Genomic DNA, 13,946 nt, shown 5'->3' on the forward strand with positions numbered 1-13,946 from the left:
GCATAGTCGAGATCGTTCTTCGGGTAAACGAAGGGCTGGCCGATATGGTACTTGTAGGCCATGGCGGCAAGCGTCGGCATCTTGGCGATCATACGAAGGCTTGCGACCATGCGCTGGTGCGGATCGGTGATGTCGGTCGAGTCGTGATAGAAGGCCGACAGAGCGCCGACGCAGCCGCACATGACGGCCATCGGATGCGCATCGCGGCGGAAACCGGTGAAGAAGCGGGACATTTGTTCATGCACCATGGTGTGGTGCACGACCCGATAGTCGAAGTCCTTCTTCTGGGCTGCGGTCGGCAATTCGCCGTAGAGCAGCAGGTAACAGACTTCGAGGAAGTCGCCGTGCTCGGCAAGCTGTTCGATCGGATAACCGCGATGCAGCAGAACGCCTTCGTCGCCATCAATAAAGGTGATGCTGGACTCGCACGACGCAGTCGAAGTGAAGCCAGGATCATAGGTGAAAGTGGAGGTGTTCTTATAAAGGGCACCAATATCAATGACACTTGGGCCGATGGTTCCGGTCTTAACCGGCAAATCCACCGTCTTTTCACCCCAAGTTAGTTTCGCGCTTTGTTCCGTCATGCTGATCCTCCAAGATTTGGCGGGATTGGCGCCTTAAAAAGCGCCAAAGGGTTAAGCGACTAACGATTAGCTATATGATCCAGAGCCTAATGCCAAGTTATCCTTACGCTGAATTGTGCATTGCAGTATCAACTTTTGGGCAATGCGGTAGACCGGCTTGCCGTGCGCAAGCATGAATTGGCGTCATTTATGGAAGAACCGACGGATTTCAGTTGAAATCACCTAATAGTGACGGCAAAACTCTCGCTTTAGCTGTAGTTTTGCGTAGGCGCTTTGATGTATGCCTAATTTAGAGGCACCGGATCCGCAGGTGGAGAGTCGGGAATTTGCTGCGGTCGCCGAGCGCGAGCGCGGCATGGCCGCCATTATTCCTCGTGCCAAAGCGACACAGCCGAAACGGACGCAGGATCAAACCGCCCTCATCGTCCGCCTTCGCCGTGCGGCCGCCGGCATCCGACCCAGCATTTACAATTTAGCCGAAGAAGAGGCGGCGCACGGGCGCGCGATGCTATTTGCGCCGGTCTATATCGGCGTCGGCGCGCTTTTCTGGTTCTCTGCCGGAGCCGATCCGCCGCCCCAGGCCGTTTTTACCGCCCTTCTTATCTTCGCAGCCGCTTTTTTCCTCCGGCAGGAGGCCGGACGAGTGCTGCGGCATTTGCTGTTTGCCGGCTTGCTGGTGTTCTCCGGCATGGCTCTGGCGCAATGCGAGACTTGGCGGGCGTCGACGGTGATGCTCGATTCCGCGGTGACCACCACCATTACGGGCAGGATCGAAAGACGCGAGGCCGATGACAAAGGACGCTGGCGCTATGTCGTCGCCCTGGAGTCAACGGAAAAACCGGCCATTCGCCGGCCGCCGGCGCAGGTCACCATTTTCGTGCGCAAACAACTCCAGCCCTTTGAACTCGGCGATCGCATTCAGGGGAGGGCCCGGCTGACGCCGCCGGCCGGACCCGCCTTGCCTGGCCTCAACGATTTCGCCTTCAGCGCCTATTTCGATGGCACCGGGGCGAATGGCTTTGCCTATGGAGCGCCGACGCTATTGTCGCCGGCCGGTGATGTTTCCCAAGGATCGGTTCTCGACAAGGCGGATATCTGGCTTGCGCGTTTGCGCAGCAGCATCGGCGACCGGATCAGGATGCTTCTACCCGGCGATACCGGCGCCTTCGCGGCATCGCTTGTCACCGATGAGAGACGCGCGATCTCGGATGATACGACGGAAGCACTGCGGACCTCGGGTCTTGCGCACATCATCGCAATCTCCGGTCTAAACATGGCGCTGTCTGCAGGCATCTTTTATGTCGGCCTGCGCTATGCGCTTAGTCTATTTTTCGGCGTGGCACAGGCTTGGCCGACGAAGAAGATTGCAGCCTTCGGCGCGCTGATCACGGTGACGGCCTATTATCTCATTTCCGGCTTCGGCGTATCGGCAGAGCGCGCTTTCATCATGATGGCGATCATGCTGGTCGCCGTGCTCTTCGACCGGCCATCCCTCAGTCTTCGCAATGTGGCGCTCTCGGCGATCGTCATCCTCATTCTGTCGCCGTCCGAGGCGCTCGGACCGAGTTTCCAGATGTCCTATGCCGCGACATTGGCCTTGGTGTCGGGTTATTCGCTGTGGACGAGGAGGCCGCATCGAGAGAGCGTCCTCTCCCGCTTCCGGCTCGTGCGTCCGCTGCTATTCGTTTCACGCTTCTTCGGCGGCATATTGTCGACCTCCTTTATCGGCGGCGCGTCGACCGCGATCTTCTCGATAGAGCATTTTCACCGCTTGGCGACATACGGCCTTATCGCCAATTTGGCGGCCATGCCGGTCGTCTCCTTTGTCGTCATGCCGTTTGGCATGGCCGCCACGATGCTGATGCCATTTGGCGTCGATGCTCCATTCTGGCAGATCACCGGTGCGGGACTTGATGCCGTCATCGTCATTGCCAAAACGGTTGCCGCTTGGGGCGGTAACATTCCCTTTGGCCGACTACCGGTCTGGCTGTTCCCCACGGTCATAGCCGGCTTCTTGCTGATGACCCTGCTCAAAACATGGCTGCGGCATGCAGGCGCGCTTTTGATCATCGGTTCGATCGCAGTCGTGGCGCTCAGTCCCGGTGTCCCGAAACCCGATCTGATGATCTCCGAGGACGGCACATTGGTTGCTTTGTTGCGCAACGGTGCATTGACGACCAACCGTGAAAAGCCGCCCGATTTCATCTTCGAGCAATGGCAAAGAGCCCTGGCGATCACCGAGCAGCAACCGCCGACGATGCTTCCGCCCGACAGCCAGCTCCCTAAAATCAGCAAATCAGACAAGCATCGACGCTTGAGTTCCGACGAACAGACCGCCGTTCGAAAGGCGATGGATGCGGCACTGGATAAGGCCGGGCAGGGTGGATTCGCCTGCCAGAAAGGGGCTTGGTGCGTGGCAATGCTGGCGAATGGCGACATGCTCGTCACCATCGAAGACGCTGCCTGTCTCGCCCCGGCCTGCGATACCGCCAATATCGTCGTCACGCCCGTACGGCTTCGCCTGGATCGCTGCCGCTCCGGCGCCCAACTTTTCACAGGTGCAACGCTGCGTCGCACCGGATCCATCGAAATGAATCTCAGCGCCGAGAAACCGGTCATAACGGCGGCATTTGAAAATCTGACGCGGTCATGGAGTCTTCATCGCGCTTATGATTGGCGAACCGGGACTTTCGGAGCACCGATCGCACCGGTGTCACCCGTCAGTGATAGCGGCGAATGAGGCCGACGAGCTTGCCTTGTACTTTCACGCGATCCGGCCCAAAGATGCGAGTCTCATAAGCCGGGTTCGCTGCCTCAAGCGCGATCGAGGCTCCCTTGCGGCGGAAGCGCTTCAGCGTCGCCTCTTCGTCATCGACGAGAGCAACGACGATGTCGCCCGGATTGGCGGTCGTGGCGTTGCGGATAATGACGGTATCGCCGTCAAAGATGCCGGCATCGATCATCGAGTCGCCCTTGACCTCCAGCGCATAATGCTCACCGGAGCCGAGCATGTCGGCAGGAACCGTGATGTCATGGGTATTGTTCTGGATGGCCGAGATCGGAACGCCAGCGGCGATGCGGCCCATGACGGGGACCGAAACCGAACTGTTTTCCTCACTTGCCGGCTTGGCGGGAGCGGGCGGCGGCACAAGCTGCGGTTTGCCAAGGCTACCCTCGATGACGCTCGGCGAAAAGCCGCGGCGCGGCTGCAGACTGGGGCTATAGGCCTCTGGCAGCTTGATGACTTCCAGCGCCCGGGCTCGGTTTGGCAGGCGGCGTATGAAACCGCGTTCTTCCAAGGCCGTGATGAGACGGTGGATACCCGATTTTGACGCAAGGTCCAGCGCATCTTTCATCTCATCGAAGGATGGCGGAACACCGGACTCCTTCATTCGTTCGTGAATGAAGAGAAGCAGTTCCTGCTGCTTGCGCGTCAACATCGTTTTGAACCTCGGGAGTGAGAAGGTGTCGTGAAACAAATCCAGAACGGACACTATATGTTCCATATGTGTTCTGCAAGCCCTTAAATTTTGGTGAAGATTTTGTAAGCGCAACAAATAAATGGGAACATAACAGGTCCTGGGCGGACAGATTTTTTCGATACACCCAAGCTAAATGCAGGAAATATATCAGGAACTCTGCGGGAAGCGATTTCTACCCATCGGGGATAGCCCATTAAAAAAAAGCGATGAGAAGCCATCTTGTTTGCGCAATAAGCTCTTTGGGGGACGATGCTCGCCGAACGAAGGGAGTAAGCTATGGATCAGACTTGGAAATCGCATTCGCAGCGGCTTTGATCGGCGCCGTCCGTAGCGATATTGGACGGGGATTCAATAGGTTGAGCTTTTTCTGGAACTCCCGTGCCGGTGCTCGAGCAAGGTGCGATCGTTGGCGATCTGCCTCAGCATGCTGCGCCCGGCCAGAATCATCTCGAAGAGGAAGGCCACAAAAGCGCCCATGAGCGCGATGACCGCGAGGCCGAAGAACCACAGCAGCAGCTGCTCGCGAAATTGCTGACGAATCGCGCCTCCCATGAGGCCGAGCGTTGCAAGGCATGTGCACACGCCCGATGCTGTGGCGATCAGGACGGCAACCTCAAGCGCCAATGTTCGCCGCCGCAGATAATAGAGCTGCAGCAACCGCGTTTCGTCCGGATCGTCCGAAGTAACCCGTTCGAAAAGGCTGTTGACCCGGTCGGAGACCCGAGCGAGCCTTGCCGAGAAGACATTGAGGCACCCGGCGGTGCCGGCCAGCAGAAAGACCGGTGTCAGTGCTATTTGAATAACGTGCGCGGCAATGGAAGATAACTGGTCGCTCAGCACACTGGATCTCCTTCTATCGAACGTCATCCGGTATCGTCCCCCGACGTTGTCGCCTTCAAAGAGACGCTTCGAGAGGGTAGTGGCTGATCTCACGCGAAGGTTTTACGTCGGTGGCGACGGCGATACCGTCATTTGGTCAGTGATCCTCTTCCTCTGCAGTGTCATTGCGGCGATTGCGGCGTCGGATTTCTCCTCTCCACCCACCTGCACCGTCGGTTGGGCGAATTCGATACCATTTTCCATGAAGGCGTCGCGGATCATGGTGTAAGCCTGCCGCCGTATGTAAGTCTGCCGGCCGGGAAGGGCGGTAAACGCGAAGCTCAGTTCGATACCGAAGTCGCCAATCTGCTCGACACCCTTCATTTTCAGCGTCTCCAGAATCTGCGGCCCGATTTCCGGGTCTTCCTTCAACTGCTCTCCGATTTGCTTGACGATCGCTTTCGCCTTGGCAACGTCGGTGTTGAACGGAACCCGCAGCAGGAATTTATCGATCGCCCAGTCGCGGCTCATGTTCTGAACGGCGCCGAGCTCGCCGAAGGGCACCGTGAATACGGGTCCGCGATGATGGCGAAGCCTGACGGAGCGGAGGCTGAAGGATTCCACCGTCCCCTTGTAGCTGCCGCTTTGAATATATTCGCCAACGCGGAAGGCATCATCCATCAGATAGAAAATGCCGCTGACGATATCCTTGACCAGCGTTTGCGAGCCGAAGCCGATCGCTACGCCGAATATTCCGGCTCCCGCAATCAACGGCCCGATCTGAACGCCCATTTCGGAGAGCACGGTAAGGGCCGCCGCGGCGATGACGATGGCTGCGAGCGCGTTGCGGAAGATCGGCAGCAAAGTGCGAAGTCTGCCCGCGCGGGCGGCTTCCGTCGACAGCGAGGATGCGCTGTTGTCGGCGGTGCTTAATTTCTCGTCGATGAATGCCTTCGACAATTGCCAGCAGAGATCGGCCAAAATCAGTATGACAACGCTCTTCAGAGCGCCGCGGACGGCGGCGTCGATCGCCGGATTTTCTCGTGCGAGAATGTTGGGATCATAGTGCCATACGAATGTGATCCAGGCGACCGCGGCCGCGATGACGACCGCCCGTGCGCCGCGGACGGCCAGCACCATACGCGCGCTGTTCTTATTGTCGCTAGGCCAGCGTCCTTTTGCAAATGCTTCAGCCGTTCGTCCGACAGCAGCCAGCAGCGCCGGAAGAACAACGAGATAGATGCCAAGCCAAAAAAGCCCGAGGAAATTGGCCACCCAAAGAAGCCATAGGCAGATCGCATAGAGCGAATAGAAGGTGTTCATAAGCGCGAGCTGTCTGGGAACGGTTGTCTTGCTCGGTCGTCGCCACACGGCTTCCAGCGCGATCAGCAATAAGAGGATTGAAAAGCTAAAGGAAACAAGAATACCGACATTCCTATCGACGGAGAGCGGACTGGTCAGCGAGGTCGTCGCGCCCGCCACAGCCAGGACGCCAATAAACATACGTGCCCTGCGATAGCCGAAGGCGGATAGGGCGCCCGCATCCATCGATAGTTTGCAGACAGCGAACGCAAGGCGAGCGGCGATGAACGCCACCAGATAAAACAGGATCACGGCGTGCAGAAGCGGTGGCCAGTCTATGGCAAGGAAAATGGCGGAGCTGACGAGGGTGAAACTGATCCACGGTCCGAATTCTCCGATCGTATGGGCGATGAGAGGATTTTGAAACCGCGCTTTGAGGACGGTCTTTTTGAAAAACCATTCGCCTGCGAGCCCGACGCAAACCAATGCGGCGAACATTACGATTGCGGGGGCAAAGCCGTTGCTCCTTGCCTGCTCACGCACCCTACGCGTTGCATCGGCGATCTGCACCGGGACATCTGGGATCGCCGAGCGCAGTGCCTGATATCGGGCCCGAGCGCGGGCTTCCCCGGTTTCGATCAGCGTTGCCGTCGCCGAAGATGGCTGCTGCTGCTCCACTGCCTGCCGCTTTTCCAACCACTGACGCAACTCCGGATCATTCATCAAACGCAGTAGTTCCGATAGCTTCGCGGGTGGCGCGGGGACTGCTTCCGGCGATTGCGCCTGACACGGCTGCGGCGCGACAGCGGCAAAGAGAAGCACGAGCACAAGGGGGATCAAGCCACTGCGTATGAGGGCAGCCCCGAGCGGGACAGGGTTCCTGAATCCTCGGACATATCCCATCAGGGCAAAATGAAGAGAAGCCGCTAAGTGTAAGACCGGGCGTATGGGCGCCCCCTCGACGAGCATCAAGCGCATGTCTCCCCCAAGCACCCGACAATCAAATTAAATACCGCTGCAAAGATAGAAGTAACCGCAGGCCGCTTTCCTGTCTTTCCGAGATCGGATGGTGAATTGCGTCAGCTTTGGACAATCCGAACGGAAGAATGTGCATCTTGTCTTGCTGCCGGGAAATGGACTTGTCGGCTCAATCCTCTCCGTGCCACTCACCGCTGGCTTCGCTACAGGCAAGTTTGTTGCAGTACGATCGGGATATTGCTTGAATTATCGCCCTCTCACAAGGGAGAGTTTTATGCCGCTGCATATATAATTCGGCTGGTTGACCTGCGGATTTTAGAGGTGTTCCTCGCGGGTCCGCAGTTCTCCGGTAACGCTTTGATCTTGAATTGAACAGCAGATGGGCGCAAACCTGCCGACGAATGAAGGGGAAGATCATGACCTCATCGCCGCATCCGCTGGATCATCTCGTTCTGCCGACGGTCAATATCGCTGTGGCGCGGGAACGCTTGGGCAAGCTCGGCTTTACCGTTGCCCCCGACGCTCGTCATCCCTTCGGCACGGAGAACGCCTGCGTTTTCTTTCCCGACAACATCTATCTGGAGCCCTTGGGTGTCGCGTCTCGGGAGCAGCGCCAGAACAGCGTGGCGGAGGGTAATGTTTTCGTCGCTCGCGACCAGGCCTATCGTTTTCGCATCGGTGATGAAGGTTTTTCGGCCATCGTTTTCGGCACGGATAATGCGGTCGCCGATGATGAGCGGTTCCGGGCAAATACGATATCGGCCGGAAACATGCTGGATTTTTCCCGGCCGATGCGTATGCCGGACGGCTCCGAAGTAATGGCGGGATTCCGTCTCGCTTTCGCAGCCGATCTGCGTTCGCCGGATTTTTTCACCTTCTGCTGCCAGCGCATCAATCCATTGCCGGCCGATCGCAGTGCCCTGGAGCGGCATGCCAATGGCGTGACCGGCATTGCAAAAATTGCCGTGTCGACGCCGAAGCCGGCTGCGTTCCGGGGCTTTTTCGAGCAGGTCGTGGGTGGACCAAAGATAATGGATCATTCTTTCGGCCTGACTATCCATTCAGCCAATGCAGCGGTCGAGATATTGACCTCCGAGGGTATGGAAGCCTTTTACGATTGGCCGGTGCCTTCGGAGGATCCCGGCCTTCGCGCACGGGCAATCCTTTTCAAGACCCGCGATCTTTCCGTGACATCGGCGCATTTGACTGCTAACGGCGTCACATACACGCGTAAAAACAATCGTATTCTGGCAAAGCCCGCCCCTGGACAGGGCGCGCTGTTCGCCTTCGAGGAGATAGCATGAATACCAATTCCGAAGTGACCGTCGGTGAGGGAGCCTCCAAGGTCCTGTTCTCCAATACGTCAAAGTTGTCGCTGATTGCCGGCCCCTGTCAGATGGAAAGCCGCGATCATGCCTTCATGATCGCCGGCGTGTTGAAGGAACTCTGCGATAAGCTCGGTGTCGGCCTTGTCTACAAGTCGTCCTTCGACAAGGCGAACCGTACGTCTCTCTCAGGCAAGCGCGGCATTGGCCTGGAAATGGCGCTGGAAGTCTTTGCCGACCTCAAGAAGGAATATGGCTTTCCGGTTTTGACCGACATTCATACCGAAGAGCAGTGCGCCATCGTTGCTAAGACGGTCGATATTCTGCAGATCCCGGCGTTCCTCTCGCGCCAGACCGACCTTCTTGTCGCCGCCGCCAAGACCGGCCGCGTGGTCAATGTCAAGAAGGGGCAGTTCCTCGCGCCCTGGGACATGAAGAACGTGCTCGCCAAGCTGAACGACAGCGGCAATCCGAATATCCTCCTCTGCGAGCGCGGCGCCTCCTTCGGTTACAACACGCTCGTTTCCGATATGCGCTCGCTGCCCATCATGGCGGCAATGGGTGCGCCGGTGGTCTTCGACGCGACCCATTCCGTGCAGCAACCGGGCGGGCAAGGCGGTTCGACTGGCGGTGACCGCCGATTTGTCGAAACTCTGGCGCGCGCCGCCGTTGCCGTTGGCATTGCCGGTCTCTTCGTCGAAACCCATGAGGATCCGGACAATGCGCCGTCCGATGGTCCGAACATGGTCTATCTGAAGGACATGCCGCGGCTTCTGGAAAAGCTGCTGGCCTTCGACGCGATCGCCAAAGCCTGAGAAATGGGAGGCGTTCAACAGGCTGACATGAACTTGCGCTACGCGGCCTGTAGGACCCTTGATCAAGGATGTGGAGCGGCATTGTAATTTCCGCGTCTTCGACTAAGACAGATTTCAATCGATTTATAACCAGCGAGCAGGAACCTATCATGACCGCAATCACCGACATTATCGCCCGCGAGATTCTCGACAGCCGTGGCAATCCCACCGTCGAAGTCGATGTGTACCTCGAAGATGGCAGCATGGGCCGCGCTGCGGTTCCGTCGGGCGCTTCGACGGGCGCACATGAAGCCGTCGAAGTTCGCGACGGCGGCAAGCGTTACCATGGCAAGGGTGTCGAAAAGGCCGTTGAAGCCGTCAACACCGAGATCTTCGACGCGATCGGCGGCATTGACGCGGAAAACCAGATCCAAATCGACAACATCATGATCGAGCTCGACGGCACGCCGAACAAGTCGCGCCTCGGCGCCAATGCCATCCTCGGCGTGTCGCTCGCAACCGCCAAGGCCGCTGCCCAGAGCGCCAACCTGCCGCTCTACCGCTATGTCGGCGGCGCCCATGCCCGCCTGCTGCCGGTTCCGATGATGAACATCATCAACGGCGGCGCTCATGCCGACAATCCGATCGACTTCCAGGAGTTCATGATCCTGCCGGTCGGCGCAGATACCCTCCGCGACGCCGTGCGCATGGGTTCGGAAATCTTCCACGTTCTCAAGAAGGAACTGGCTTCGCAGGGCCACAACACCAATGTCGGCGATGAAGGCGGCTTCGCGCCCGGCCTCTCCAGCGCCCCTGCTGCCCTCGACTTCATCATGAAGTCCATCGAAAAGGCGGGCTATAGGCCGGGAGACGAAATCGCTCTCGGCCTCGACTGCGCTTCGACGGAATTCTTCAAGGACGGCAAGTACGTTCTGGAAGGTGAAGGCCGCACGCTGGAATCCGGCGCCATGGCCGAATACCTTGCCGAGCTCGCCGCCAAATATCCGATCATTTCGATCGAAGACGGCATGGCCGAAGACGATTGGGAAGGCTGGAAGATCCTGACTGACCTCACCGGCAAGAAGACGCAGCTTGTCGGCGACGACCTGTTCGTTACGAACTCCGCTCGTCTGCGCGACGGCATCCGCATGGGCGTCGCCAACTCGATCCTCGTCAAGGTCAACCAGATCGGCTCGCTGACGGAAACCCTCGATGCCGTCGAAACCGCGCACAAGGCCAATTATACGGCCGTCATGTCGCATCGTTCCGGCGAAACCGAAGATTCGACCATTGCCGATCTTGCCGTTGCGACCAACTGCGGTCAGATCAAGACCGGCTCGCTGTCGCGTTCCGATCGCCTTGCCAAGTACAATCAGCTCATCCGCATCGAAGAAGCGCTCGGCCCTCAGGCACAATATGCCGGCCGTTCCATCCTTCGCGGCTGATAGCGCGTACCCCTGAAATTCCGGGGATTTTCGGAAAGGCTTGGCCTGCATCGGATAACGATCCGAGTCGCCTTATAAGCCAATAATTTCCAGCTCTTGAACCGCGCCTTCGGGCGCGGTTTTTTGTTGGAAAAATGGCAGAGTCAACGGATGGTTAATCTCTGACGGCTAGTGTTGTCATAGATGTTTGATTTAGCGTGATCTTCTCCGAAACCGCTTCGTATTTCAGTCGCGGACCTGGGTTCGGGGTCATTCTCGGCAGAGCGTTTTGAGCAAGCGAGTATGTGGACAAAATATCATAAGAAGAGAAAGTTCGGCCGTTTCGTTCTTCCCGCCATCACGGTCGCTTTCGTGAGCTATTTCGGCTACCACTGCATTCACGGCGATTACGGTCTGAAGGCGACCGAGGTCTTCGAGAAGCAGCGCATCGACCGCAGCAAGGAACTCGCCGATCTCGTCGCTAAGCGCGAACACCTTGAAAAGGAAGTGGCTTTGCTCAGCGATGGCTCGCTGGACAAGGACATGCTCGACCAATATGCGCGCTATCAACTGACTTATTCCAAGGCCGACGAAATCCTCATCTTCAACAAATAGACATAATTAACCGAATTCCGGTTAATTGCCTTTTTTATAATCATATCAATCGCTTGCGAAGAATATGAGCCATGCAATTATAGCATTGCTGTGGCGAGCAATCTTCCCTATGTTACGCGGCACTACATAACGAGGCCACTCACATAGGGAGAGTTGAATGGCGCCGCGAAAATCCGCGTCCGTTTCCAGCCGCAAAACGACATCCAAGCCTGCCAGAGACACCAATGGTGGTGCGATCGCGGAATTCGACCGCGATGCGGAGCTCAAGGCCTATCGTGAGATGCTCCTGATCCGCCGCTTCGAAGAGAAGGCCGGCCAGCTCTACGGCATGGGCTTCATCGGCGGTTTCTGTCACCTCTACATCGGCCAGGAAGCTGTCGTCGTCGGCATGCAATTGGCGCTGAAGGAAGGCGACCAGGTCATCACCGGCTACCGCGACCACGGCCACATGCTGGCAACCGGCATGAGCGCCCGCGGCGTCATGGCCGAGCTCACCGGACGCCGGGGCGGCTATTCCCGAGGGAAGGGCGGCTCCATGCATATGTTCTCCAAGGAAAAGAACTTCTACGGCGGCCATGGCATCGTCGGCGCGCAGGTCTCGCTCGGCACCGGCCTCGGCTTCGCCAACTGGTATCGCGGCAATGACAATGTCAGCGTCGCCTATTTCGGCGATGGCGCCGCCAATCAGGGCCAAGTCTCCGAAAGCTTCAACATGGCGCAGCTCTGGAAGCTGCCGGTGATCTACGTGATCGAGAACAACCGTTACGCTATGGGCACGTCGACGGCGCGCGCAACGGCGCAGGCCGACTTCTCCAAGCGCGGCTCCTCCTTCGGCATTCCCGGCATCCAGGTCGACGGCATGGATGTCCGCGCCGTCAAGGCCGCTGCCGACGAAGCTGTCGAATATTGCCGTTCCGGCAAGGGTCCGATCATTCTGGAAATGCTGACCTATCGCTACCGCGGCCATTCCATGTCGGATCCGGCCAAGTATCGTTCCAAGGACGAAGTGCAGAAGATGCGCTCCGAGCATGACCCGATCGAGCAGGTTCGCGCACGCCTTCTGGAAAAGGGCTGGGCATCGGAAGACGAGCTGAAGGCGATCGATAAGGACGTCCGCGACATTGTCGCCGATAGCGCCGATTTCGCCCAGAACGATCCGGAGCCGGATGCATCCGAGCTCTACACTGACATTCTGCTCTAATCGGGGAGGGACGATCCATGCCCATCGATATTCTCATGCCCGCCCTTTCTCCGACGATGGAAGAGGGCACCCTTTCCAAATGGCTCAAGCAGGAAGGCGACAAGGTCGCTTCCGGTGACGTCATTGCCGAAATCGAGACCGACAAGGCCACCATGGAAGTGGAAGCCGTCGACGAAGGCGTCATCGGCAAGCTGCTGGTTCCGGCCGGTACGGAGAACGTCAAGGTCAACGCCAAGATCGCCGTGCTGCTGCAGGATGGTGAATCGGCCGATGCGATTTCGAATGCTCCGGTTGCCGCCCAGCCGGCTTCTGTCGCTGCTCCCCAGGTCGCACAGGAAGAAAAGCCGACAAATACCGGCTCTGCTGCCGCACCGGTCCCGGCCGAGCCGAAGGCATCCGTTCCGAACGATCCGGAAATCCCGGCAGGCACTGAAATGGTCTCCATGACGGTGCGCGAAGCGCTCCGCGATGCGATGGCCGAAGAAATGCGCGCCAATGCGGACGTCTTCGTCATGGGCGAAGAAGTCGCCGAATATCAGGGTGCCTACAAGGTTACCCAGGGCCTGCTGCAGGAATTCGGTCCCCGCCGCGTTGTCGATACCCCGATTACCGAGCATGGTTTTGCCGGCGTCGGCGTCGGTGCCGCGATGGCTGGCCTTCGTCCGATCGTCGAATTCATGACCTTCAATTTCGCCATGCAGGCGATCGATCAGATCATCAACTCCGCCGCCAAGACGCTTTATATGTCCGGCGGCCAGATGGGCGCTCCGATCGTCTTCCGCGGCCCGAACGGCGCGGCCGCTCGCGTCGCCGCCCAGCACAGCCAGGACTATGCTGCCTGGTACAGCCATATTCCGGGCCTCAAGGTCGTCATGCCCTATACGGCAGCCGACGCCAAGGGCCTGCTGAAGGCCGCAATCCGCGATCCGAACCCGGTCATCTTCCTTGAAAACGAAATTCTCTACGGCCAGCACTTCGACGTTCCGAAGCTCGACGATTTCGTTCTGCCGATCGGCAAGGCCCGCATCCATCGTTCCGGCAAGGACGCAACGGTCGTCTCCTTCGGTATCGGCATGACCTATGCCACCAAGGCGGCTGCCGAGCTGGAAGCCCAGGGCATCGATGTCGAGCTGATCGACCTTCGCACCATCCGCCCGATGGACCTACCGACCATCATCGAATCCGTCAAAAAGACGGGTCGCCTGGTGACGGTCGAGGAAGGCTATCCGCAGTCTTCCGTCGGCACGGAAATCGCCACCCGCGTCATGCAGCAGGCCTTCGATTATCTCGACGCGCCGATCCTGACGATCGCTGGCAAGGATGTGCCCATGCCCTACGCTGCCAACCTCGAGAAGCTGGCGCTTCCGAATGTCGGTGAAGTGGTCGATGCGGTGAAAGCCGTTTGCTACAAATAAGGGGAGG

At 58.4% G+C, this 13,946-nt stretch carries 11 protein-coding genes; 7 read left to right on the forward strand and 4 right to left on the reverse strand.

The window, feature by feature from the left end; translation table 11 throughout:
- Window positions 1-584, reverse strand: a 584-nt coding sequence (locus tag K290_RS0117420) for a citrate/2-methylcitrate synthase (protein ID WP_028753125.1), incomplete at its 3' end; no start/stop codon positions are given.
- Between the two features lie 280 nt (window positions 585-864).
- Here K290_RS0117420 and K290_RS0117425 point away from each other — a divergent pair.
- Window positions 865-3,324, forward strand: a complete 2,460-nt coding sequence (locus K290_RS0117425; protein ID WP_028753126.1) for a ComEC/Rec2 family competence protein — start codon at window positions 865-867, stop codon at window positions 3,322-3,324.
- Here the strand turns inward: K290_RS0117425 and lexA are convergent.
- The 3 genes from lexA to K290_RS34455 all read right to left on the reverse strand — a co-directional run bounded on the left by lexA (window position 3,305) and on the right by K290_RS34455 (window position 6,910).
- Entirely contained in the window at window positions 3,305-4,024 is a 720-nt protein-coding gene (gene lexA / locus K290_RS0117430; protein WP_028753127.1) for a transcriptional repressor LexA, read from the reverse strand. The genes K290_RS0117425 and lexA overlap by 20 nt on opposite strands.
- Before the next feature lie 390 nt (window positions 4,025-4,414).
- Entirely contained in the window at window positions 4,415-4,906 is a 492-nt protein-coding gene (locus K290_RS34450) for a DUF2721 domain-containing protein (protein ID WP_065091547.1), read from the reverse strand.
- A gap of 102 nt (window positions 4,907-5,008) precedes the next feature.
- Window positions 5,009-6,910: a mechanosensitive ion channel family protein gene (locus K290_RS34455; protein ID WP_245276572.1), complete on the reverse strand. Its 1,902-nt coding sequence runs from the start codon at window positions 6,908-6,910 to the stop codon at window positions 5,009-5,011.
- Window positions 6,911-7,581: 671 nt separating this feature from the next.
- Here K290_RS34455 and K290_RS0117445 point away from each other — a divergent pair.
- The 6 genes from K290_RS0117445 (at window position 7,582) to K290_RS0117470 (ending at window position 13,939) form a co-directional block, all read left to right on the forward strand.
- Window positions 7,582-8,469 carry a VOC family protein gene (locus K290_RS0117445; protein ID WP_028753128.1) on the forward strand — a complete coding sequence of 296 codons (888 nt, stop codon included), beginning with the start codon at window positions 7,582-7,584 and terminating at the stop codon, window positions 8,467-8,469.
- Window positions 8,466-9,305: a 3-deoxy-8-phosphooctulonate synthase gene (gene kdsA / locus K290_RS0117450; RefSeq protein ID WP_028753129.1), complete on the forward strand. Its 840-nt coding sequence runs from the start codon at window positions 8,466-8,468 to the stop codon at window positions 9,303-9,305. The genes K290_RS0117445 and kdsA overlap by 4 nt, the downstream gene beginning before the upstream one ends.
- A gap of 149 nt (window positions 9,306-9,454) precedes the next feature.
- Window positions 9,455-10,729, forward strand: a complete 1,275-nt coding sequence (gene eno, locus K290_RS0117455; protein ID WP_028753130.1) for a phosphopyruvate hydratase — start codon at window positions 9,455-9,457, stop codon at window positions 10,727-10,729.
- 282 nt (window positions 10,730-11,011) lie between these two features.
- Window positions 11,012-11,323, forward strand: a complete 312-nt coding sequence (locus tag K290_RS0117460; protein ID WP_028753131.1) for an FtsB family cell division protein — start codon at window positions 11,012-11,014, stop codon at window positions 11,321-11,323.
- Between the two features lie 157 nt (window positions 11,324-11,480).
- Entirely contained in the window at window positions 11,481-12,524 is a 1,044-nt protein-coding gene (pdhA, locus tag K290_RS0117465; protein WP_028753132.1) for a pyruvate dehydrogenase (acetyl-transferring) E1 component subunit alpha, read from the forward strand.
- Window positions 12,525-12,541: 17 nt separating this feature from the next.
- Window positions 12,542-13,939, forward strand: a complete 1,398-nt coding sequence (locus tag K290_RS0117470) for a pyruvate dehydrogenase complex E1 component subunit beta (RefSeq protein WP_028753133.1) — start codon at window positions 12,542-12,544, stop codon at window positions 13,937-13,939.
- Window positions 13,940-13,946: the final 7 nt, after the last annotated feature.

The organism is Rhizobium leucaenae USDA 9039, assembly GCF_000426285.1.
In the GTDB taxonomy this organism is placed as follows: Bacteria; Pseudomonadota; Alphaproteobacteria; order Rhizobiales; family Rhizobiaceae; genus Rhizobium; species Rhizobium leucaenae.

Bases quoted from the DNA above. Each gene is read 5' to 3' on its own strand.
- K290_RS0117425 (WP_028753126.1), top strand. From the start codon at position 865: ATGCCTAATTTAGAGGCACCGGATCCGCAGGTGGAGAGTCGGGAATTT.
- lexA (WP_028753127.1), bottom strand. From the start codon at position 4,024: ATGTTGACGCGCAAGCAGCAGGAACTGCTTCTCTTCATTCACGAACGA.
- K290_RS34455 (WP_245276572.1), bottom strand. From the start codon at position 6,910: ATGAATGATCCGGAGTTGCGTCAGTGGTTGGAAAAGCGGCAGGCAGTG.
- K290_RS0117445 (WP_028753128.1), top strand. From the start codon at position 7,582: ATGACCTCATCGCCGCATCCGCTGGATCATCTCGTTCTGCCGACGGTC.
- kdsA (WP_028753129.1), top strand. From the start codon at position 8,466: ATGAATACCAATTCCGAAGTGACCGTCGGTGAGGGAGCCTCCAAGGTC.
- eno (WP_028753130.1), top strand. From the start codon at position 9,455: ATGACCGCAATCACCGACATTATCGCCCGCGAGATTCTCGACAGCCGT.
- K290_RS0117460 (WP_028753131.1), top strand. From the start codon at position 11,012: ATGTGGACAAAATATCATAAGAAGAGAAAGTTCGGCCGTTTCGTTCTT.
- pdhA (WP_028753132.1), top strand. From the start codon at position 11,481: ATGGCGCCGCGAAAATCCGCGTCCGTTTCCAGCCGCAAAACGACATCC.
- K290_RS0117470 (WP_028753133.1), top strand. From the start codon at position 12,542: ATGCCCATCGATATTCTCATGCCCGCCCTTTCTCCGACGATGGAAGAG.